Genomic DNA, 21,316 nt, shown 5'->3' on the forward strand with positions numbered 1-21,316 from the left:
GCCGCATCATAGCATCCCAATTAGTGGGAATGCCGTGGGACTTCGGCGCCACGGCAGCCCACCAGGAAGTCGAAGTCGCAGCCCTGGTCGGCCTGCAGCACATGGTCGATGTACAGCTGGCGATAGCCGCCGACGATGAGTTTTTCGGTGGGCGCCAGGTCCGCCATGCGCGCCGCCAGCTCTGCGTCGGGGATGTCCAGGTGCAGACGGCCGTTGGCGCAGTCCAGTTCGATCCAATCGCCTTCCTTCACCGCGGCCAACGGCCCGCCGGCAGCGGCTTCCGGGGCCACGTGCAGCACCACCGTGCCGTAAGCGGTGCCGCTCATGCGCGCATCGGAAATGCGCACCATATCCGTCACGCCCTGGGCCAGCAGCTTGGCCGGCAGGCCCATGTTGCCGACTTCGGCCATGCCTGGGTAACCCTTGGGCCCGCAGTTTTTCATGACCAGGATCGAGTTGGCGTCCACGTCCAGCTCCGGGTCGTTGATGCGTGCCTTGTACATGTCGAAGTTTTCGAACACTACCGCGCGGCCACGGTGCTGCATCAGCTCCGCGCTGGCGGCGGAGGGCTTGAGCACCGCACCCAGGGGCGCCAGGTTGCCGCGCAGCACGCAGATGCCACCGTCGGCGCGGATCGGGTTGTCGAGGGTGCGGATCACTTCATCCTGGCCGTAGATCGGCGAATCCTTGGTGTTCTCGCCCAGGGACTTGCCATTCACGGTCAAGGCATTCGGGTGCGGGATCAGGTTGGCTTCACCGAGACGGCGCAATACGGCGGGCAGGCCGCCGGCGTAGTAGAACTCTTCCATCAGGAAGCGCCCCGACGGCTGCAAGTCGACGATGGTCGGCATGCCGCGCCCGATGCGGGTCCAGTCATCCAGGTCGAGCTCGACGCCGATGCGCCCGGCGATGGCTTTCAAGTGAATCACCGCGTTGGTCGAACCGCCAATGGCGGCGTTCACGCGGATCGCGTTTTCGAAGGCTTCCTTGGTGAGGATCTTCGAGAGTTTCAAATCTTCGCGCACCATCTCCACCGCGCGCATGCCCGACATGTGCGCCAGTACATAACGCCGCGCATCCACCGCCGGGATCGCCGCGTTGTGGGGCAGGGACGTACCCAGCGCCTCGGCCATGCAGGCCATGGTCGACGCGGTGCCCATGGTGTTGCAGGTGCCCGCCGAGCGCGACATGCCGCCTTCGGCCGCAAGGAAATCATCCAGGGTAATAGTGCCGGCCTTGACCTGTTCGCTGAGCTGCCACACCACCGTGCCCGAGCCGATGTCCTGGCCCTTGTGCTTGCCGTTGAGCATCGGCCCGCCGGTGACGACGATAGCCGGCACATCGCAACTGGCGGCGCCCATCAGCAGCGCCGGGGTGGTTTTGTCGCAGCCGGTCAGCAGCACCACGCCGTCAATCGGGTTGCCGCGAATCGCTTCTTCCACGTCCATGCTCGCCAGGTTGCGCGTGAGCATGGCGGTAGGGCGCAGGTTGGATTCGCCATTGGAGAACACCGGGAATTCCACCGGGAAGCCACCGGCTTCGATCACGCCGCGTTTGACGTGCTCGGCGATCTGGCGGAAATGCGCGTTGCACGGGGTCAGCTCCGACCAGGTGTTGCAGATGCCGATGATCGGCTTGCCATGGAACTGATGGTCGGCAATGCCCTGGTTCTTCATCCAGCTGCGGTACATGAAGCCGTTCTTGTCGGCAGTACCGAACCACTGGGCGGAGCGTAGGCCGGGCTTTTTATCAGACATGATCGATTCTCTTATTGTATGACTATATGTTCTAACCGTGGCTAAACATAAGCGCAAAGACCAAGCTTTGGAAGAGTTGTTTTGTAAATAGTCCTACTATATAGTCTTTCTCAACTGAGGTATGACCCTGGCGGATTTTCGCGAGAGGCGTCCCCCGAGCTTCTATAAAAACAACAATCGGAGATCGACCCCATGAGCCAGGAACTGCGGCTTATTCGGCGCATCACGCTGAAACTGATTCCCTTCCTGATCCTGCTGTACCTGATTGCCTACGTGGACCGTTCCGCCGTGGGTTTCGCCAAGCTGCACATGGGCGCCGACGTCGGCATCGGCGATGCGGCCTATGGCCTGGGCGCGGGGTTGTTCTTCATTGGCTACTTCCTGTTCGAGATTCCCAGCAACCTGATGCTCGACCGCTTCGGCGCGCGGCGCTGGTTTGCGCGCATCATGATCACCTGGGGCACCATCACCATCGGCATGGCCTTTGTGCAGGGGCCGCACAGCTTCTACGTGATGCGCTTTCTGCTCGGCGCGGCCGAGGCGGGGTTCTTTCCGGGCGTGCTGTACTACATCACCCAGTGGTTCCCCGTGCGCCATCGCGGCAAGATCCTCGGGCTGTTCATTCTCTCCCAACCCATCGCCATGATGATCACCGGCCCGGTGTCCGGTGGCCTGCTGGGCATGGACGGCATCCTCGGCCTGCACGGCTGGCAGTGGCTGTTTATCGTGATCGGCACCCCGGCGATCCTGCTGACCTGGCCGGTGCTGCGCTACCTGCCGGACGGTCCCAAACAGGTCAAGTGGATGAGCGCGGAAGAAAAGGCCTGGCTCACGGGTGAGTTGGACAAAGACCTGCAAGCCTACGGCCAGACCCGCCACGGCAACCCGCTGCATGCGCTGAAAGACAAGCGCGTGTTGCTGCTGGCGCTGTTCTACCTGCCGGTGACCTTGAGCATCTACGGCCTGGGCCTGTGGCTGCCGACCTTGATCAAGCAGTTCGGCGGCAGCGACCTCACCACCGGCTTTATCTCCGCCGTGCCCTACATTTTCGGCATCATTGGTTTGCTGATCATTCCGCGCAGTTCCGACCGTTTGAATGATCGCTACGGCCACCTCGCCGTGCTCTATGTGCTGGGCGCCATCGGCCTGTTCTCAAGTGCCTGGCTGAGTGCGCCGGTGCTGCAAATGGCGGCGCTGTGCCTGGCGGCATTCGCCATGTTTTCCTGCACGGCGGTGTTCTGGACCCTGCCGGGGCGCTTCTTCGCCGGCGCCAGTGCGGCGGCCGGTATCGCCTTGATCAATTCGGTGGGCAACCTGGGCGGCTATATCGGCCCGTTCGTGATCGGTGCGCTCAAGGAATACACCGGCAACCTGGCGTCGGGCTTGTACTTTCTGTCTGCGGTGATGGTGTTCGGGCTGGTGTTGACCGGCGTGGTCTACCGCGTGCTGGAGCGCAAGCATGTACTGCCTGTCGACCAATTCGCCGCCAGTGCCCGTGGCGCTACACGATCTTAATCTGGAGAACATTCATGCGTTTAGTTCAGTTCGAGTCAAGCAATGGCGAACGCCGCGTCGGCGTTGTCGAGGGCAGCCAACTGCGTGAGGTGCGCACGGCGCGCAGCGTGCGCGAGTTGGCCCTGGCCGCCATCGAAGCGGGCGTGGGCCTGGAACAACAGGTGAACAGCCTCGGTCTGGGCGACAGCCACGACTACGCACGCCTGCTGGCCGACCTGAAGGTCCTGCCGCCGCTGGATCACCCGGACCCTGCGCACATGCTGATCAGCGGCACCGGCTTGACGCACCTGGGCAGCGCCTCGGCACGCGACAAGATGCACCAGGCCGGCGACGAGACCGCCTTGACCGACACCATGCGTATCTTCAAATGGGGCGTGGAGGGCGGCAAACCAGCCGCTGGCCACGCGGGCGTGCAACCGGAGTGGTTCTACAAGGGCGACGGCAGCACCGTCGTGCGCCCGGGCGCCGCCTTCCCGGTGCCGCCGTTTGCCGAAGATGCCGGTGAAGAGCCGGAAATCGGCGGCCTTTACGTCATCGGCCCGGACAGCAAGCCCTATCGTGTGGGCTTTGCGGTGGGCAACGAGTTCTCCGACCACATCATGGAGCGCAAGAACTACCTGTACCTGGCCCATTCCAAACTGCGCAGTTGCAGCTATGGCCCCGAGGTGCGCGTGGGCGACTTGCCCCAGCATTTGTCGGGCACCAGCCGTATCCTGCGCAACGGCGAGGAAATCTGGCGGAACGAATTCCTCAGTGGCGAGGCCAATATGTGCCACAGCCTGGAAAACCTCGAATACCACCATTTCAAATACCGCCAGTTCCTCAAGCCCGGCGATGTGCATATTCACTTCTTCGGCACCGCCACGCTGTCATTTGCCGACGGTATACGTACCCAGGCCGGCGACGTGTTCGAGATCAGCCAGGCTGAGTTCGGCGCGCCGCTGGTCAACCGTGTCGGCAGCAGCGATGCGGCATTCGAACCCGGTAACGTCATCACCCTTTAAAGGAGAGCCTCATGACCCAGTATCTCGGCCACAACTACATCGGCGGCCAGCGCAGCGCCAAGGGCAGCGTCAAGCTGCAAAGCGTCGACGCGACCACTGGCGAAGCCTTGCCCCAGGATTTCTACCAGGCCACCCCGGAAGAAGTCGACGCCGCCGCCAAGGCCGCCGCGCAGGCGTATCCCGCCTACCGCGCGTTGAGTGCGGCGCGGCGCGCGCAGTTCCTCGATGCGATCGCCGACGAACTGGATGCCCTGAGTGACAATTTCGTTGAGTTGGTATGCCGCGAAACCGCCTTGCCGGCCGCGCGTATCAAAGGCGAGCGTGGGCGTACCAGCGGCCAGATGCGCCTGTTCGCCAACGTGTTGCGCCGTGGAGATTTCTACGGTGCGCGCATCGACAAGGCACTGCCTGATCGCCAGCCGCTGCCGCGCCCGGACCTGCGCCAATACCGCATCGGCCTAGGCCCGGTGGCGGTGTTCGGCGCGAGCAACTTCCCGCTGGCGTTTTCCACGGCCGGTGGCGATACCGCAGCGGCTCTGGCGGCAGGCTGTCCGGTGGTGTTCAAAGCCCACAGCGGCCATATGGCGACGGCTGAACAGGTCGCCGATGCAATCATTCGCGCCGCGCAAGCGACCGAGATGCCGGCCGGTGTGTTCAACATGATCTTTGGCGGCGGCGTCGGCGAAGCGCTGGTCAAGCACCCGGCGATCCAGGCGGTGGGCTTTACCGGCTCGCTCAAGGGCGGTCGTGCCCTGTGTGACATGGCGGCAGCGCGCCCGCAACCGATCCCGGTGTTTGCCGAGATGTCGAGCATCAACCCGGTGATTGTATTGCCCCAGGCCCTCACCGCACGGGCTGAAAGCGTGGCCCGCGACCTGACCGCTTCGGTGGTGCAAGGCTGCGGCCAGTTCTGCACCAACCCTGGCCTGGTGATCGGCATCGCTTCGCCCGAATTCACCGCATTTACCCAGCAAGTGGCGCAACTGATCGGCGAGCAGCCGGCGCAGACCATGCTCAACGCCGGCACCCTGGGCAGCTACGGCAAGGGCCTGGAAAAGCTGCTGTCCCACCCCGGGATCGAGCACCTGGCAGGCAGCGCGCAATCGGGCAACCAGGCGCAGCCGCAACTGTTCAAGGCTGATGTACGCCTGTTGATCGATGGCGACGAAGTGCTGCAGGAAGAAGTCTTCGGCCCCACCACGGTGTTTGTCGAAGTCGCCGACCAGGCCCAGCTCAGCGCCGCCTTGCATGGCCTGCACGGGCAGTTGACCGCCACCATCATTGGCGAACCGGCCGACCTGCAACAGTTCGCCGAGCTGACGCCGCTGCTGGAGCAGAAAGTCGGGCGCATCCTGCTCAACGGCTACCCCACCGGTGTGGAAGTCTGCGATTCGATGGTGCACGGCGGGCCGTATCCGGCCACCTCCGATGCCCGTGGCACCTCGGTCGGCACCTTGGCCATCGATCGTTTCCTGCGCCCGGTATGCTTCCAGAACTACCCTGACAGCCTGCTGCCCGACGCGCTGAAGAACGCCAACCCGCTGCGTATCCAGCGGCTGGTGGATGGCGCGCCGTCACGCGAATCGCTGTAACGCGTACCTGAGAACAGCCACGCTCAAGGAGGCATCATGTCGTTTCACGCTGTCACCGCGCATCGCGCGCAACTGGGGGAGGGCCCGTTCTGGGACGCGCCCACCCAGGCGCTGTACTGGGTCAATATCGCCGGCAAACAGGCGCTGCGCCTGATGGACGGGCAGTTGCGCATCTGGCAATTACCCGAACACGTCTCGGCGTTCATTCCCTGTGAAAGCGGCGATGCGCTGGTGACCTTGAGCAGCGGCGTGTATCGCCTCGACCTGGCCACCGAAGCCCTGACGCTGCTGTGCGTGGCCGACCCGCAAGCCGGCAACCGTGGCAATGAAGCGCGCTGCGATGCCCAGGGCCGACTGTGGCTGGGCACCATGCAGAACAATATCGGCGAGCAGGGTGAAGACCTGCCCATCACGCGACGCTCCGGCGGCCTGTTTCGCATCGATGCCGATGCGACGGTCACGCCGTTGCTGAGCGGGCTGGGCATTCCCAATACCTTGCTGTGGAACGAGGAGGGTAGCCAGGTGCACTTTGGCGACAGCATGGATGGCACGCTCTATCAGCATTCGATCCAAGCCGATGGCCAGCTTGCACCCTCACAGGTGTGGTTCGGCCCGCACGAACGCGGCGGGCCGGACGGCTCGGCCATGGACGCGCAAGGCTATATCTGGAACGCGCGCTGGGACGGCAGTTGCCTGCTGCGCCTTGCACCTGACGGTCAGGTGGACCGCATTATCGAACTGCCGGTCAGCCGTCCCACCAGTTGCGTGTTCGGTGGACCCAACCTTACCACTCTGTATATCACCAGTGCCGCCAGCCCTCTGGGTCACCCCCTGGACGGTGCGGTACTGGCGATTGAAGTTGATGTACCTGGAAAACCTTGCACTCGCTTTGCCGGATAAACCCTGTAGGAGCGAGCTTGCTCGCGAAAAACGTCAACGATAACGCGTTCGTCCTGGATGAACGCGGTGCTCTCAGGTTTTTCGCGAGCAAGCTCGCTCCTACACAAAAACACAAAACAACAACAAGGAGTCACCCGTATGAATCGTCGTCGTGGTTTGCGTTCCCTGTGCTGCGCCGCTGTGGCGGTCTCGGCCATGAGCTTGAGCGGCCTGTTGCTGGCCGCTGAAGAAGTGAAGATCGGTTTCCTGGTCAAGCAGGCCGAGGAACCGTGGTTCCAGACCGAATGGGCCTTCGCCGAAAAAGCCGGCAAGGAACACGGTTTCACCGTGATCAAGATCGCCGTACCCGACGGCGAGAAAACCCTTTCAGCCATCGACAGCCTGGCGGCCAACGGCGCCAAGGGCTTTGTTATCTGCCCTCCGGACGTGTCCCTGGGCCCGGCAATTGTCGCCAAGGCCAAGGCCAATGGCCTCAAAGTGATCGCCGTGGATGACCGTTTCGTCGACGCCAAAGGCGCCTTTATGGAAGACGTGCCGTACCTGGGCATGGCCGCGTTCGAAGTCGGCCAGAAGCAGGGCGCCGCCATGGCCGCTGAAGCGAAGAAACGCGGCTGGGACTGGAAGGACACCTACGCGGTGATCAACACCTTCAACGAACTCGACACCGGCAAGAAACGCACCGACGGCTCGATCAAATCCCTGGAAGAAGCCGGCATTCCCAAGGACCACATCCTTACCGCCGCGCTTAAAACCCTCGACGTGCCCGGCAGCATGGACGCCACCAACTCGGCCCTGGTCAAGCTGCCCAGCGGTGCGAAAAACCTGATCATCGGCGGCATGAACGACAACACCGTGCTCGGCGGCGTACGCGCCACTGAAAGCGCCGGCTTCAAGGCCGCCAACGTGATCGGCATCGGCATCAATGGCACCGACGCCATTGGTGAGCTCAAGAAGAAAGACAGCGGCTTCTTCGGCTCGATGCTGCCCAGCCCGCATATCGAGGGCTACAACACCGCGCTGATGATGTACGAGTGGGTCACCAAAGGCACTGAACCGCCGAAGTACACCGCCATGGACGAAGTGACCCTGATCACGCGCGCCAACTTCCAGGAAGAGCTGACCAAGATCGGGCTGTGGAAATGACCGCTGCCGCCTTGCGATTCGACGGCATCGGCAAAACCTTTCCCGGGGTCAAGGCGCTGGATGGCATCAGCTTCACCGCGCACCCGGGGCAAGTGCACGCCCTGATGGGCGAGAACGGTGCGGGTAAATCGACGCTGCTGAAGATCCTCGGCGGCGCCTACATCCCCAGCAGCGGCACGGTGCAGATCGGCGAGCAGACCATGGCCTTCAAATGCGCTGCCGACAGCATTGCCAGCGGCGTCGCGGTGATTCACCAGGAGCTGCACCTGGTACCGGAAATGACCGTGGCCGAGAACCTGTTTCTCGGGCATTTACCGTCGCGGTTTGGCGTGGTCAACCGCAGCCTGCTGCGCCAGCAGGCGCTGGCGTGTCTCAAGGGCCTGGCCGATGAAATCGATCCCGAGGAGAAACTCGGGCGTCTGTCCCTGGGCCAGCGCCAACTGGTGGAAATCGCCAAGGCACTGTCCCGTGGCGCCCATGTGATTGCCTTCGATGAACCGACCAGCAGCCTTTCGGCGCGGGAAATCGACCGCCTGATGGCGATCATCACGCGCCTGCGCGATGAGGGCAAAGTGGTGCTCTACGTGTCGCACCGCATGGAAGAGGTGTTCCGTATCTGCAATGCGGTGACGGTGTTCAAGGACGGTCGCTTCGTGCGTACCTTCGAGGACATGAGCGCGCTGAGCCACGATCAGTTGGTGACCTGCATGGTCGGCCGGGATATCCAGGACATCTATGACTACCGTCCGCGCGAGCATGGCGACGTCGCCCTGAAGGTCGATGGCCTGCTCGGCCCTGGCCTGCGCGAACCGATCAGTTTCCAGGTGTGCAAAGGCGAAATCCTCGGCCTGTTCGGATTGGTGGGGGCCGGACGCACGGAGCTGTTCAGGTTGCTCAGCGGCCTGGAGCGGGCCAGCGCCGGCAACCTGGAGCTGTGCGGTGAGCCGCTGCAATTGCGCTCACCGCGCGATGCCATCGCGGCCGGCGTGCTGCTGTGCCCGGAAGACCGCAAGAAGGAGGGCATCATTCCGCTGTCCAGCGTCGCCGAGAACATCAATATCAGTGCACGTGGCGCGCATTCGGCGTTCGGCTGGCTGTTGCGCGATGGCTGGGAAAAGGGCAACGCCGAACATCAGATCAAGGCGATGAAGGTCAAGACCCCGAACTCGGCACAGAAGATCATGTACCTGTCCGGCGGCAACCAGCAGAAGGCCATTCTCGGCCGCTGGCTGTCGATGCCGATGAAGGTGCTGCTGCTGGACGAACCCACGCGCGGCATCGACATCGGCGCCAAGGCCGAGATCTACCAGATCATCCACAACCTCGCGGCGCAGGGCATTGCGGTGATCGTGGTGTCCAGCGACCTGATGGAGGTGATGGGCATTTCCGACCGCATCCTGGTGCTGTGCGAAGGCGCCATGCGCGGTGAACAACTGCGCGAAAACGCGACTGAATCCAACCTGCTGCAGCTGGCCTTGCCGCGCGGCCTGGCGAACTGAGAGACGACCATGACCATTCAAAACAACGCGTTGCCCTCGGCACGCAAACCCCTCGATCTGCGCGCCTTGCTCGACAACTGGGCCATGCTGCTGGCGGCGGTGGGCATCTTTGTGCTGTGTGCCTTGCTGATCGACAACTTCCTCTCGCCGCTGAACATGCGCGGGCTGGGCCTGGCGATTTCCACGGTGGGCATTGCCGCGTGCACCATGCTGTTCTGCCTGGCGTCGGGGCATTTCGACTTGTCGGTGGGCTCGGTGATTGCCTGCGCCGGTGTGGTGGCGGCGATTGTGATGCGCGACACCGACAGCGTGATGCTGGGCATCGGCGCGGCGCTGTTGATGGGCCTGATGGTGGGCTTGATCAACGGCATCGTGATTGCCAAGCTGCGGGTCAACGCGTTGATCACCACCTTGGCGACCATGCAGATCGTGCGTGGCCTGGCTTATATCTTTGCCGACGGCAAAGCGGTGGGCGTGTCCCAGGATCAGTTCTTCGTGTTCGGCAACGGCCAGCTGTTCGGCGTGCCGGTGCCGATCCTGATCACCATCGTGTGCTTTCTGTTCTTCGGCTGGTTGCTCAATTACACCACCTACGGGCGCAACACCATGGCCATCGGCGGTAACCCGGAAGCGGCATTGCTGGCCGGCGTGAACGTTGATCGCACCAAGATCCTGATCTTCGCCGTGCACGGTTTGATCGGCGCGTTGGCCGGGGTGATCCTCGCCTCGCGCATGACCTCCGGCCAACCGATGATCGGCCAGGGCTTCGAGCTGACGGTGATTTCGGCCTGTGTGCTGGGCGGGGTGTCATTGAGTGGCGGTATCGGCATGATCCGCCATGTGATCGCCGGGGTGTTGATCCTGGCGATCATCGAGAACGCGATGAACCTGAAGAACATCGATACCTTCTACCAGTACGTGATCCGCGGCTCGATCCTGCTGCTGGCCGTGGTCATCGACCGTATGAAACAACGCTGAGTTATGCCATGTGAGGACTAAATGTGGGAGGGGGCTTGCCCCCGATAGCGGTGGGTCAGTTGATGCATCTGTAGCTGACCCACCGCAATCGGGGGCAAGCCCCCTCCCACAGTTTTAATTGGCGCTGAATTTGAAGACGGTGTTCTGGGTGTAGGTTTGCCCTGGGTTCAAGCGAGTCGAGGCAAAACCAGGCTGGTTAGGCGCATCCGGAAAATGCTGGGTCTCCAGGGTGAACCCGCTCCAATGCGGGTACGCCTTGCCGCCCTTGCCCTTCATCGAACCGTCCAGGAAGTTGCTGGTATAGAACTGCACCCCAGGCTCGCTGGTGTAGAGCTGCAGGCGTCGACCCGACTCAGGATCATGCACCTCGGCGGCCAGTTGCTTCACATCGCCTTTGGTATCCAGCGCCCAGTTGAAATCGAACCCGCCCTGTTTCGGTTCGGCAAACTTGAGCTGCGGATGGTCGTCCTTGATGTGCTGGCCGATGGCGGTAGGCTTGAGGAAGTCCATCGGCGTGCCCTTGACCGGCGCCAGTTCGCCGGTGGGGATCAGGGTGGCGTTCACCGGTGTGTAATGGCTGGCGTGCAGGGTGGCGACCTGCTTGAGGATGTCGCCGTTGCCGGCGCCGGCCAGGTTGAAGTAGCTGTGGTTGGTGAGGTTGAGCACGGTCGGTTTGTCGGTGGTGGCGGTGTAGTCGATGTGCAGTTCGTTCTTGTCGTTCAGGCGGTAGGTGACTTCGGTTTTCAGGTTACCGGGGAAACCCATCTCGCCGTCCTTGGACAGGTAACTGAGCTTCACGCCGACTGAGTCCTTGTCCTTGACCGATTCGGCTTTCCATACCTGCTTGTCGAAGCCCTGGGCGCCGCCATGCAGCGAGTTGGGGCCGTCGTTGAGCGGCACCTGGAAGCGTTTGCCGTCGAGCTCGAAAGCACCGCCGGCCAGGCGATTGCCGAAGCGGCCAATGGTCGCGCCGAAAAACGCGGTGCCGGCCTGGTAGCCCTGCACGTCGTCAAAACCCAGCACCACGTCGTCGACCTTGCCGTGTTTGTCCGGCACCTTCAGCGACTGCAGCACACCGCCGTAGGTAATCACCGTGGCTTGCATGCCATGGCTGTTGCGCAACACATATTGTTCGACAGGGGTGCCGTCATTGGTTTTGCCAAAGGGTTTGTTTTCGCTGCTCAGGCCGGCGGCCTGGGCGCCGCCGCTGGCGATCAACATGGACAGCGCCAGGCCGGACAGCAGGTATCGAGGGTGCTTCATGGTCGAACTTCCTTTTGTTGTTTTAGGATTGAATAGTTCTACTAATGTGCGATATTTCGTCACTTGGACAGCGAATTTATAGCCTTTAACGCCGATTTCGTAAAATAAAATAAGACTAATTGATCGAGGCATCACGTTATGAGTACTGAGCACGCCCTGTATCCCGACCTCAAGGGCAAGACCGTAATGATCTCCGGCGGGGCTTCCGGGATCGGCGAATTCATGGTGCGGGCCTTCGCGGCCCAAGGCGCCAAGGTGGCCTTTGTGGACCGCGCACAAAGCCAGGGCGAACGCCTGGCGGCGTTGCTCAATTCCAAGGGGCATACCGTCGAGTTCGAATGCTGCGATATCACCGACGAGATTGGCTATCGCGCCGCGATCGGGCGCTTCGAGCACTCCCTGGGCCCGATCACGGTGCTGGTCAACAACGCCGCGAACGATGTGCGCCACAGCCTGGAAGAAATCGATTCGGACATGTTCGACCGCCTGATCGCGGTCAACCTGAAGCACGCCTTCTTCGCGGCCAAGGCCGTGGTGCCGATGATGAAACACGAAGGTGGCGGCTCGATCATCAACCTGGGCTCCGTCGGCTGGATGATGGCCTCGGCCGGCTACCCGGTGTACGCCGCCAGCAAGGCCGCCGCCCATGGCATGACCCGCGGCCTGGCCCGGGAGCTGGGGCCGCACCGCATCCGCATCAACACCCTGGTGCCGGGCTGGGTGATGACGGAAAAACAATTGTCCATGTGGGTGGACGACGCAGCCCGTGAGCTGATCGCCCGCAGCCAGTGCCTGCCCGGCAGCGTGATGCCGGAGCATATTGCCAATATGGCGCTGTTTTTGGCTTCCGACGCCTCGGCGATGTGTTCGGCGCAGAACTTTATCGTCGATGGTGGCTGGGTATAGGCCCACGCCGCGGTCCAAATGTGGGAGGGGGCTTGCCCCCGATGGCGGTGTACCAATCAACATATAAGCCGGCTGACAAACCGCTATCGGGGGCAAGCCCCCTCCCACATTTGAACAGTGGTGCTTATGAAGGCCGCGTGCTGCTCCAGGCCTTCATATCGAACGCCTCGCCGCGCCGGGCGGCTGTCCGGTAATGCGCTTGAAGGCACGGCTGAACGCCGCCTGGGAGGTGTAGCCGAGGCGCTGCGCCACGGTTTCGATGGGCATGCGCTCCAGAGTCAGCCATTGGCTGGCCAGGCGCATGCGCAGTTGCGTGGCGTAACGCAGCGGCGGTACGCCGAGGACGGCCTGGAAGCGATCGGCGAACACCGAGCGTGAGGTATGACATTGGGCGGCAAGCTCCGCCACGCTCCACTCGTGGCCCGGTTGCTGGTGCAGGGCGAGCAGGGCGCGGGCCAGGCGCGGGTCGCGCAATGCCGCCGCCAGGCCCGAGGCGTTGCCACAGGCGCACTCGACCCAGCCCCGTACGATCATCGCCGCCACCACATCGGCGAGGCGCGCGAGAATACCGGCATAACCCACGCGCGCCGTGGACACTTCGCGTTCCATGACCGCCAGGATCGGCATCAGTCCCGGGTAACGCTGGCCTGTTGCATCAATCAGCATCAAGGCCGGCATCAGGTTGCCCAGGCCCTGGAGGCTGCCGAGCTCGAACTCCATGCAGGCACTGAACAACAGCCTGTCGGGGACGGTATCGGGTGACGCATCCACGGCGCAGACGGTATCCCCCAACGGCGCGCTGTCGAACTGGCTGATGTCCTGCACAGCGGCATCCGCTGTGGACAGCAACGCGTGCGCGCCGCCATGGGACACGAACACGGCGTTGCCGGCCGACAGTGCGAAAAGGCTGCCGTCTTCGGCGCGCAGCGTGGCGTTACCGGCCGCGAGGAAGTGGAAATAGGCGTGGCCCGGCCTGGCGTCAAAACCGATGCCGAACGTAGGCCCGGCCTGGATGCGCCGGTACTGCACACCCCGCAGGCGCATGCCGCGCAGCAACTCATTGATCAGGTCGGAGGAAGCGGTGAAAGCGTCCACTGCAGTCATATTCGGGGTTTCAGTCAAGAATTCAAGGTTCTGCATCATAGATCATCCTGATGGGCCTACCTAGACTGAGCGCCACGTAAATGACTGGAGGAGACTTGTTATGACCGATTGTGCAGCCCGTGCGCCTGCGGGCATTGTGGCGGAGCCGGCCTGGCTGGCGGTATTTTCCCTGGCGATGGGGGTGTTCGGCTTGCTCACGGCTGAGTACTTGCCGGCCAGCCTGTTGACGCCGATGGCCCTGGACCTGGGCGTTACAGAGGCGCTGGCCGGGCAAGCCGTCACGGTGACGGCGGTGGTCGCGCTGTTCGCCGGTTTGCTGGTGCCGGGGCTGACCCGTGGTATCGACCGACGCATCGTGCTGCTGGGCTTTTCCACGCTGATGATCGCCTCCAACCTGCTGGTGGCGTTGTCCTCGAGCCTGACGGTGCTGTTGTTGATGCGCATCCTGCTGGGCATCGCCCTTGGCGGTTTCTGGAGCATGGCGGCGGCGGTGGCGATGCGCCTGGTGCCTGCGGCGTCCTTGCCCCGTGCGCTGTCGATCATTTTCAGCGGCATCGCGCTGGGCACCGTGGTCGCCGTGCCGCTGGGCAGCTACCTGGGTGGCCTGTACGGCTGGCGCAGTGCGTTTATCGCGGCGGCCGCCGTCGGCCTGGTGACCCTGGCGTTCCAGTCGTTCACGCTGCCGCGCCTGGCACCCAATGGCACCGCGCGCCTGCGCACCGTGTTGCATGTGCTGCAGCGCCCCGGCATCGCCATGGGCATGTTCGGCTGCGTGCTGGTGCACACCGCGCATTTCGCGCTGTTCACCTATATCCGGCCGTTCCTGGAAAGCACCACCGGGGTCGGTACCGAAGGGCTGGCGCTGATGCTGCTGGGTTTTGGCGTAGCGAATTTTGCCGGCACGCTGTTCGCCGGTTGGTTGCTGGTGCGCTACCCACGGGCAACACTGGTGTTGATGCCGGTGCTGGTGGGCATTGCGGCACTGGCGCTGGTCTGGCTGCCTGCGTCACTGCCGACCCAGGCGCTGCTTCTGGCGCTATGGGGCATGGCGTTTGGCGGCGTGCCGGTGGCGTGGTCGAACTGGGTGGCGCGAGCGGTACCGGACCAGGCCGAAAGTGCCGGCGGCATGGTGGTCGCGTCGGTGCAGTCGGCCATCGCCGCAGGCGCTGCCGGTGGCGGGTTGATGTTCAGCGTCAGCGGCATTGGTGGCGTGTTTGTCGGGGCGGGTGTGTTGATACTGTTCGCGGCCTTGCTTATTGCACTGCGTGTGCAGGTACCAGGGCCAGAAGGTGACCGAAGTGTGACGCGCCATCAGTCTTTGGTTTAGTCTGAAACCCTTCGTTGATCGCAAACGCCCCCAGGAGCACTGAGCATGACTGACTACGTACCCCCCAAGGTCTGGACCTGGGACGCCGAAAGCGGCGGCACCTTCGCCAGCATCAACCGGCCCATCGCCGGCGCCACCCATGAAAAAGCGTTGCCGGTGGGCAAGCACCCCTTGCAGTTGTATTCCCTGGCCACGCCCAACGGGCAGAAGGTCACCATCCTGCTCGAAGAGTTGTTGGCCCTCGGGCACACCGGCGCCGAATACGACGCCTGGCTGATCAAGATCGGCGACGGTGACCAGTTCGGCAGCGGCTTCGTGGGCGTCAACCCGAACTCGAAGATTCCGGCGTTGATGGATCACAGCGGCGCGACGCCGATCCGCGTGTTCGAGTCGGGCGCGATCCTGCAGTACCTGGGCGAGAAATTCGGTGCATTCTTCCCCTCCGAACCTGCGGCACGTGCCGAGTGCCTGTCGTGGCTGTTCTGGCAGATGGGCAGCGCGCCGTATCTGGGCGGCGGCTTCGGGCATTTCTATGCGTATGCGCCGAGCAAGATGGAGTACCCGATCAATCGCTTTGCCATGGAGGCCAAGCGTCAGCTGGATGTGCTGGACAAGCGCCTGGCGGTGAGCGAGTACATTGCCGGTGATGAATACACCATTGCCGATATCGCCATCTGGCCCTGGTACGGCGGCTTGGTGAAAGGGCGGTTGTATGGGGCGGCGGAGTTTCTCTCGGTGCATGAGTACAAGCATGTGCTGCGCTGGGCCGATGCGATCGATGCGCGGCCGGCGGTGCAGCGCGGGCGGCGGGTGAATCGGGTGTCGGGCGACGATCAGTTGGCCGAGCGCCATGATGCACGTGATCTGGACTGAGTGAAATCCAAGTGTGGGAGGGGGGGCTCCTGTGACCGCCTGACAGCCGACGGGTATCTACCTGACGCTCCGAGGTCCAAATGTGGGAGGGGGCTTGCCCCCGATGGCGGTCTCTGGGCTGGCAAGTATCTTGGATCAGACCGAGTACATATCCATTATTTAGGTGACGGCCACTTAGGGTTCCGCTTTTACAGCGGCTCACTTTTGAAAAGCGCAAAAGTAAGCAAAACGCTCTTGCCCCACCACTCGGCACCTCGCTTGGGCTCGGTGTGCCCGAACGCAGGCTTGAATCCGTGGGCCGCCGCAATGGGCCATCCCTGGCCCAGTGCGGCTAACCCGGCGTCCTGCCGGGTTACCCACGGATTCAAGCCTGCGTTCGGCCAGCGTGGTTTAACGGGGCGCCTAAGATCAAAAGCAAGATCAAGAGCGGCTCGCTTCGCATCGTGGATACGTTGTTTGTGGGAGGGGACTTGCCTTCGATTTATTTGTAGCGTTGCTCGAAGACGGCCACCTGTTCGGGCTTGATCAGCTCGAAAGGCACCCACACCTCCGACTCAATCGGCTCGCCCTTGATCATCCGCACTGCTGCCTGTACCGCCTGGGTCGCCTGGGCTTTGGGGTCCTGGAACACCGATGCGCTGAGCACGCCGCGCCGGATCGCCGCCAGCCCGTCGGGCAAGCCGTCGATCCCCACAATCGCCACCTCGCCCTTGGCCTTGCCCGCTTGCTGCAAAGCCATGGCCGCGCCAATCGCCATTTCATCGTTGTTGGCCACGATCGCATCGAACTGCGTGCCCGCCAACAGCCAGTTGCTGGTCAGGTCCATGGCCTTGCTGCGTTGCCATTCGGCACTTTGCTGCTCAACGATCCTGATGCCGGGAAAGTCCTTGAGCACCTGCCTGGCGCCTTCAGTGCGGTCGCGGGTGGCGTTTTGCGCCAGGTCGCCCATGATGATCGCCACGTTGCCCTTGCCGCCGAGCTTTTGCGCGAGGTAGCGCATCTGCAATTGTCCGGCTTCAATGTCGTTGGAGGCCACGGTGACCACACCCTTGGGCAACGTGCGCTCATCCGGGTGACGGTTGACGTACACCAGCGGGGTTTTGCTGGCGACGGCGGCACGGGTGATGTTGGCGGTGGCGGCGGTGTCCACCGGCAGTACGATCACTGCGTCGACGTTCTGGTTGAGGAAGCCTTCGACCTGGTTGAGCTGGCGCACCACGTCGCCCTGGGCGTCCTCGAACTGGATCTGCACGTCCTGTTGCGTGGCGGCCGCTTCAAGACCGGTGCGCACGTAGGTCATGAAGTTATCGTCGACCCGCGCGATGCTCACGCCGATGCGATACGCGGCGAAGCTCGATTGACTGAACAGCAATAGCAGTGTGGCCACGATCAATGAATAGCGATGCATGAGGTGTTCCTCTTGTTGTTATAGGGTGAACGCTTGGCGGAAACGCTCCAGGGCCCTGTCGCTGTCGCCGCTGGCCCAACCTTCCAGGCCGACCACGCCGCTGTAGCCCATGGCATGCAGCGCCCTGGCAATCGCCGGGTAGTGGATTTCGCCGGTGCCGGGCTCCTGGCGTCCGGGCACGTCGGCCACCTGGATTTCTCCGATGGCGGGGCCTGCGCGCTGGATCAGTTCGATCAGGTTGCCTTCGCCGATCTGCGCGTGGTACAGGTCCAGGTTCATCTTCAGGTGCGCGCTGCCCACCGCTTCGATCAGGGCCAGGGTGTCGTCGGCGCGGGCGAACGGGGTGCCGGGGTGGTCCACCTCGGTGTTGAGGTTTTCCAGCAGGAACACGCGGCCGGCGTCCTCGCCCAGGCGTGCGATCCTTTCCAGGGTCTTGCAGGCGCTCAGCCACATGCGCCCGGTGGTCCGGCTGACGGGCTGCACCGGCAGGCCGCCGTCACCCAGGCCGGTACCGTGCAGATTCAGGCTGGGGCAGTTCAGGCGCTCGGCAACGCGCAAGGATTGGCGGGCGCTGTCGAGCAAGTGGCGGACACCGTCAGGGTCGGTCAGCGTGCCGCTGATGTAGCCGGTCATCGAGGTGAAGTCCGCGCCTGTCGCGGCCAGGGCGTTGATGTCCTTGTTTGTCCAGCTCCAGATTTCGGCGCTGAAACCCAGAGCATGAATGCGTTTGACCCGCTCCACGAACGGCAGGTCAAGGAACACCATCTCGGCACTGACCGCCAGCTTGAACGGGATCACAGGCTCACCGCCGTGCCTTGCTCGTAGGACTCGATACACGCGCGCGCAATCGCCAGGGCGGCGCGGGCATCTTCGCCGCTGGCCAGGGGTTTGGCGCCGCTGCGCAGGCAGTCGACAAAGTGGTTGAGCTCGGCGATGTAGGCGTCGCGCAACAGGTCGGTGTCCAGGCGCTGGGTGTCGGCCTGGATGCCTGGGGCCTGGTAGCGCACAAGGTCGGATGCCTGCACGCCGCCCATGGTCAGCATGCCGGCGCTGCCGAACACTTCACCGCGTACGTCGTAGCCATACACGGCCTGGAAGCTGGCTTCGGCGGTGGCAATGGCACCGTTATCGAAGCGGATCGTGACCACGGCGGTGTCGAGCAAGCCTCGGCTTTTGTATTCCGGGGCGATCAGGGCGTCGGCCATTACGTGCACCTGCACCGCTTCGGCACCGGGGTTGAGGTAGCGCAGGGTGTCGAAGTCGTGGATCAGGGTTTCCAGGAAAATCACCCATTGCGGTGAGGCGCCAGGGTTGTTCAGCGCCGGGTCGCGGGTCAGTGAGCGCAGCAACTGCGGGGTGCCGATGCGTCCTGCCGCAACGTCGAGGTGGGCGCTGCGAAAGCTCTTGGCAAAACGCCGGTTGAAGCCGACCTGCAGGGTCACACGGGCATCGGCCGCGGCGGCGATGGCGCGGTCGGCTTCATCGAGGGTGATGGCCATGGGTTTCTCGCAGAAGATCCCCTTGCCGGCGCGGGCGGCGCTGATCACCAGTTCCGCATGGCTGCGGGCGGGGGCGGCGATGAGGATGGCGTCGATGTCCGGGTCGTCGAGCAACTGCTGTGGGTCGGTGTAGACCTTGTCCACACCCAGCTCCGCCGCCAGGCGTGCGGCTTGCCCTGGGGTCGGGTCGGCGATGGCGGCGAGGCAGGCGCCGGGAATATGCCTGGCGGCGGTAAGGCCGTGGAAGCTGCCCATGCGACCGGCGCCGATCAAGCCCAGGCGAATGCGTTTGGTATTCATGTATGACCCCTTTTTATTGTTGGCCTCAGGACAATCCTGGCTGGCAAAGGGGCAAGAGCAAAGGCTGTGCCAGAATGTAAATAACTGATATCTATAGAGTTTAAAAAATAAAGTGTTCATTTAAATGACATGTCTATGCTGACATGTCGAAAACATGAACATGGACCCCCCTTATGAGCCTGGCAATCAGTGCGCAAGACCTCGATTACCTGACGACGCTCGGGCCCGCTGCGCTCAACGATGGCCCGGTCGCGGCGTTGGAGCAGGCGTGGCAGGCCTGCCTGCGCGGCCAGGTGCAGCGCCCGGACAAGGTGCGTCAAACGATCTGGGATTCCTGGCGGCGCAGCGTCAAGGCCGGCATCGACCCCGTCGACAGCGCGTACCGCTTCATTGCCGCCGACCGCCTGACGGCCACGCTGGCCAGCCACCGCGTGCTGATCGCCGCCGCCGCGCAAGTCATGCAGGGCTTGCTGGCGTACAACCTGCGCGGGCATATCAACCTCACTGATGCCCACGGCACCACCTTGTATTTCTGCGGGCTGGATATCACCCCCGTGGGCAGTCGCCTGCTCGAATCGGTCCAGGGCACCAACTGCACCGGCCTGGCGCTGGCTGAAGATCACCTGGTGTATGTGCTGGCCGAAGAAAACTTCGCGGTCGGCCTGCGTCAACGCCGCATGCACTGCGCCGCCGCGCCGATCAAGAATGCCCAGGGCCAGACCCTGGCCGTGCTGACACTCACCGCCGAACCCGGCTGGTTTCACTTTCATACCCTGGGCACCGTGCAGGCGGCCGCGGAAGCTGTGTCGCGGCAGATGGCGCTGCAGGCGCTGCTGGAAGAACAGCAGACCGTGCTCGAGGTGCTCAACGAAGGCCTCGTGGTGGTGGATGAACGCGGCTGCATCAAGGCGCTCAACCGCTATGCCCGGCAGTTGTTCGGGGTGGGACTGGAGCTGATTGGCAGTCCTTTCCAGCACCTGGGCCGCAGTGAATTGAGCGAGGCGCTGGGCGAGGCTGTGCGCGACCTGGATTGCACGTTCCACCTGCACGACCGCAGCCAACTCGCCTGCCTGGTCTCGGTGTGCCCACTGGAGCAGGGCGGGGTGATTGTGTCGCTGCGCGAAAACCGCCGCATCCGCGAAATCACCCGGCGCCTTGTCGGCACCCAGGCGCGTTATACCTTCGACACCATCCAGGGCAGCTCGCGGGCAATCCAGGACGCGCTGCACCTGGGGCGCATCGCCAGCCGCAGTGATTCGACCACGCTGATTCTCGGGGAAAGCGGCACCGGCAAGGAGTTGTTCGCCCAGGCTATTCATAACGCCAGCGAGCGTTGCCACGGCCCGTTCGTGGCGGTCAACTGCGGCGCGATTCCACGGGACCTGGTGCAGAGTGAATTGTTCGGGCACGTCGAGGGCGCGTTCACCGGCTCGGCCCGTGGCGGCTCGGCGGGCAAGTTCGAGCTGGCCGATGGCGGCACCATTTTCCTGGATGAGATTGGTGACATGTCCTTCGATGCCCAGGTCAGCCTGTTGCGGGTGTTGCAGGAGGGCGAAGTCGCGCGGGTCGGCGCAAAAAGTGCACGCCAGGTGGATGTACGCATCATCGCCGCCACCCACCGCAATCTCAGCCAGGCAGTCGCCGAAGGTGCGTTTCGCGAAGACCTCTACTACCGCCTGAATGTGCTGAACCTGACGGTGCCGCCGCTGCGGATGCGCCGCGACGACATCCCGCTGCTGGCGCGGTACTTCCTCAAGCGCTGCGCGCGCTCGTTGCGCAAGTCGGTGCAGGGTTTCGCGCCGGACGCGCTGGCCGTGCTTTGCGCTCATGCCTGGCCGGGCAATGTACGCGAGCTGGAAAACGCCATCGAACGGGCGACCAACCTGGCCATGGGTGAGTTGATCCAGGTGAGTGACTTGCCGTTGGACAGCAAGCCTCGTTCATTGGCCCATGCCTATGTGCCGCAACCCTCCCAGAACTTGAGCAGCCACGAAATGCACGCCATCGTCGCCGCGCTGAAAAACACCGGTGGCAATATCCGCCTGGCCGCCCGGCAGCTGAATGTGTCCCGGGGCGGGCTGTACAACAAGATGAATCGGTTTGGGTTGAGTGCCGGGGATTTTCGCGGCCTGTGAACGGTTACTCAGGGGAGGGCTCTTGCTCCCGTGACGGCCGGACAGCCGATGCGTATTTACCTGACGTTCCGAGGTCAAAATGTGGGAGGGGGCTTGCCCCCGATGAGGGAGAG

At 63.3% G+C, this 21,316-nt stretch carries 17 protein-coding genes; 11 read left to right on the forward strand and 6 right to left on the reverse strand.

Annotation, left to right across the window (positions count from 1 at the left end; all coding sequences use genetic code 11):
• Positions 1–20 precede the first annotated feature (20 nt).
• A complete protein-coding gene (locus tag TU82_RS04740; RefSeq protein WP_057721978.1) occupies positions 21–1,757 on the reverse strand; it encodes an IlvD/Edd family dehydratase in 1,737 nt (578 codons plus the stop codon).
• A 192-nt stretch (positions 1,758–1,949) separates the two neighbouring features.
• Between TU82_RS04740 and TU82_RS04745 the strand changes: the two genes are divergently transcribed.
• From TU82_RS04745 to araH, 7 genes are all read left to right on the forward strand, one after another.
• Entirely contained in the window at positions 1,950–3,272 is a 1,323-nt protein-coding gene (locus tag TU82_RS04745; protein WP_057721979.1) for an MFS transporter, read from the forward strand.
• A 14-nt stretch (positions 3,273–3,286) separates the two neighbouring features.
• Entirely contained in the window at positions 3,287–4,276 is a 990-nt protein-coding gene (araD1, locus tag TU82_RS04750; RefSeq protein WP_057721980.1) for an AraD1 family protein, read from the forward strand.
• An 11-nt stretch (positions 4,277–4,287) separates the two neighbouring features.
• Positions 4,288–5,868, forward strand: a complete 1,581-nt coding sequence (locus tag TU82_RS04755) for an aldehyde dehydrogenase (NADP(+)) (protein WP_057721981.1) — start codon at positions 4,288–4,290, stop codon at positions 5,866–5,868.
• A gap of 36 nt (positions 5,869–5,904) precedes the next feature.
• The gene (locus TU82_RS04760) at positions 5,905–6,768 is read left to right on the forward strand and encodes an SMP-30/gluconolactonase/LRE family protein (RefSeq protein ID WP_057721982.1); all 864 of its coding nucleotides are present in this window, start codon (positions 5,905–5,907) and stop codon (positions 6,766–6,768) included.
• Positions 6,769–6,906: 138 nt separating this feature from the next.
• Entirely contained in the window at positions 6,907–7,911 is a 1,005-nt protein-coding gene (locus tag TU82_RS04765; RefSeq protein ID WP_057721983.1) for a substrate-binding domain-containing protein, read from the forward strand.
• On the forward strand, positions 7,908–9,410 hold the full coding sequence (araG, locus tag TU82_RS04770; RefSeq protein ID WP_057721984.1) for an L-arabinose ABC transporter ATP-binding protein AraG: 1,503 nt from the start codon (positions 7,908–7,910) through the stop codon (positions 9,408–9,410). Before TU82_RS04765 ends, araG begins: the two co-directional genes overlap by 4 nt.
• A 9-nt stretch (positions 9,411–9,419) precedes the next feature.
• Complete coding sequence (araH, locus tag TU82_RS04775) at positions 9,420–10,388, forward strand: L-arabinose ABC transporter permease AraH (RefSeq protein WP_057721985.1); 969 nt, start codon at positions 9,420–9,422, stop codon at positions 10,386–10,388.
• A 114-nt stretch (positions 10,389–10,502) separates the two neighbouring features.
• Here the strand turns inward: araH and TU82_RS04780 are convergent, their stop codons facing one another.
• A complete protein-coding gene (locus tag TU82_RS04780) occupies positions 10,503–11,651 on the reverse strand; it encodes an aldose epimerase family protein (protein ID WP_057721986.1) in 1,149 nt (382 codons plus the stop codon).
• A 138-nt stretch (positions 11,652–11,789) separates the two neighbouring features.
• On the opposite strand from TU82_RS04780, the gene TU82_RS04785 reads away from it, so the two are divergent.
• The gene (locus TU82_RS04785; protein WP_057721987.1) at positions 11,790–12,557 is read left to right on the forward strand and encodes an SDR family NAD(P)-dependent oxidoreductase; all 768 of its coding nucleotides are present in this window, start codon (positions 11,790–11,792) and stop codon (positions 12,555–12,557) included.
• Positions 12,558–12,710: 153 nt separating this feature from the next.
• On the opposite strand, the gene TU82_RS04790 is transcribed toward TU82_RS04785, so the two are convergent.
• Positions 12,711–13,697 carry an AraC family transcriptional regulator gene (locus tag TU82_RS04790; RefSeq protein ID WP_057722592.1) on the reverse strand — a complete coding sequence of 329 codons (987 nt, stop codon included), beginning with the start codon at positions 13,695–13,697 and terminating at the stop codon, positions 12,711–12,713.
• 64 nt (positions 13,698–13,761) lie between these two features.
• On the opposite strand from TU82_RS04790, the gene TU82_RS04795 reads away from it, so the two are divergent.
• A complete protein-coding gene (locus tag TU82_RS04795; RefSeq protein WP_057721988.1) occupies positions 13,762–14,988 on the forward strand; it encodes an MFS transporter in 1,227 nt (408 codons plus the stop codon).
• A 45-nt stretch (positions 14,989–15,033) separates the two neighbouring features.
• Positions 15,034–15,861 (forward strand): glutathione-dependent disulfide-bond oxidoreductase, encoded by an 828-nt coding sequence (gene yghU / locus TU82_RS04800; RefSeq protein WP_057721989.1) that lies wholly within the window; start codon positions 15,034–15,036, stop codon positions 15,859–15,861.
• A gap of 481 nt (positions 15,862–16,342) precedes the next feature.
• Here yghU and TU82_RS04805 read toward each other — a convergent pair whose 3' ends face one another.
• Genes TU82_RS04805 through TU82_RS04815 form a run of 3 tightly spaced genes read right to left on the reverse strand, consistent with a single transcriptional unit; the run spans position 16,343 to position 19,068 of the window.
• On the reverse strand, positions 16,343–17,269 hold the full coding sequence (locus TU82_RS04805; protein WP_057721990.1) for a sugar ABC transporter substrate-binding protein: 927 nt from the start codon (positions 17,267–17,269) through the stop codon (positions 16,343–16,345).
• Between the two features lie 18 nt (positions 17,270–17,287).
• Positions 17,288–18,067, reverse strand: a complete 780-nt coding sequence (locus tag TU82_RS04810; RefSeq protein ID WP_082631964.1) for a TIM barrel protein — start codon at positions 18,065–18,067, stop codon at positions 17,288–17,290.
• Entirely contained in the window at positions 18,064–19,068 is a 1,005-nt protein-coding gene (locus TU82_RS04815) for a Gfo/Idh/MocA family oxidoreductase (RefSeq protein WP_057721991.1), read from the reverse strand. Before TU82_RS04815 ends, TU82_RS04810 begins: the two co-directional genes overlap by 4 nt.
• A gap of 173 nt (positions 19,069–19,241) precedes the next feature.
• Here TU82_RS04815 and TU82_RS04820 point away from each other — a divergent pair, with 173 nt between their 5' ends.
• Entirely contained in the window at positions 19,242–21,203 is a 1,962-nt protein-coding gene (locus tag TU82_RS04820; protein ID WP_057721992.1) for a sigma-54 interaction domain-containing protein, read from the forward strand.
• Positions 21,204–21,316: the final 113 nt, after the last annotated feature.

This window comes from Pseudomonas orientalis (assembly GCF_001439815.1).
Classification (GTDB): domain Bacteria; phylum Pseudomonadota; class Gammaproteobacteria; order Pseudomonadales; family Pseudomonadaceae; genus Aquipseudomonas; species Aquipseudomonas orientalis.

What these genes read in the sequence shown, in the direction of transcription:
- TU82_RS04740 (WP_057721978.1), bottom strand. Translation starts at nt 1,757, where the DNA reads ATGTCTGATAAAAAGCCCGGCCTACGCTCCGCCCAGTGGTTCGGTACT.
- TU82_RS04745 (WP_057721979.1), top strand. Translation starts at nt 1,950, where the DNA reads ATGAGCCAGGAACTGCGGCTTATTCGGCGCATCACGCTGAAACTGATT.
- araD1 (WP_057721980.1), top strand. Translation starts at nt 3,287, where the DNA reads ATGCGTTTAGTTCAGTTCGAGTCAAGCAATGGCGAACGCCGCGTCGGC.
- TU82_RS04755 (WP_057721981.1), top strand. Translation starts at nt 4,288, where the DNA reads ATGACCCAGTATCTCGGCCACAACTACATCGGCGGCCAGCGCAGCGCC.
- TU82_RS04760 (WP_057721982.1), top strand. Translation starts at nt 5,905, where the DNA reads ATGTCGTTTCACGCTGTCACCGCGCATCGCGCGCAACTGGGGGAGGGC.
- TU82_RS04765 (WP_057721983.1), top strand. Translation starts at nt 6,907, where the DNA reads ATGAATCGTCGTCGTGGTTTGCGTTCCCTGTGCTGCGCCGCTGTGGCG.
- araG (WP_057721984.1), top strand. Translation starts at nt 7,908, where the DNA reads ATGACCGCTGCCGCCTTGCGATTCGACGGCATCGGCAAAACCTTTCCC.
- araH (WP_057721985.1), top strand. Translation starts at nt 9,420, where the DNA reads ATGACCATTCAAAACAACGCGTTGCCCTCGGCACGCAAACCCCTCGAT.
- TU82_RS04780 (WP_057721986.1), bottom strand. Translation starts at nt 11,651, where the DNA reads ATGAAGCACCCTCGATACCTGCTGTCCGGCCTGGCGCTGTCCATGTTG.
- TU82_RS04785 (WP_057721987.1), top strand. Translation starts at nt 11,790, where the DNA reads ATGAGTACTGAGCACGCCCTGTATCCCGACCTCAAGGGCAAGACCGTA.
- TU82_RS04790 (WP_057722592.1), bottom strand. Translation starts at nt 13,697, where the DNA reads ATGCAGAACCTTGAATTCTTGACTGAAACCCCGAATATGACTGCAGTG.
- TU82_RS04795 (WP_057721988.1), top strand. Translation starts at nt 13,762, where the DNA reads ATGACCGATTGTGCAGCCCGTGCGCCTGCGGGCATTGTGGCGGAGCCG.
- yghU (WP_057721989.1), top strand. Translation starts at nt 15,034, where the DNA reads ATGACTGACTACGTACCCCCCAAGGTCTGGACCTGGGACGCCGAAAGC.
- TU82_RS04805 (WP_057721990.1), bottom strand. Translation starts at nt 17,269, where the DNA reads ATGCATCGCTATTCATTGATCGTGGCCACACTGCTATTGCTGTTCAGT.
- TU82_RS04815 (WP_057721991.1), bottom strand. Translation starts at nt 19,068, where the DNA reads ATGAATACCAAACGCATTCGCCTGGGCTTGATCGGCGCCGGTCGCATG.
- TU82_RS04820 (WP_057721992.1), top strand. Translation starts at nt 19,242, where the DNA reads ATGAGCCTGGCAATCAGTGCGCAAGACCTCGATTACCTGACGACGCTC.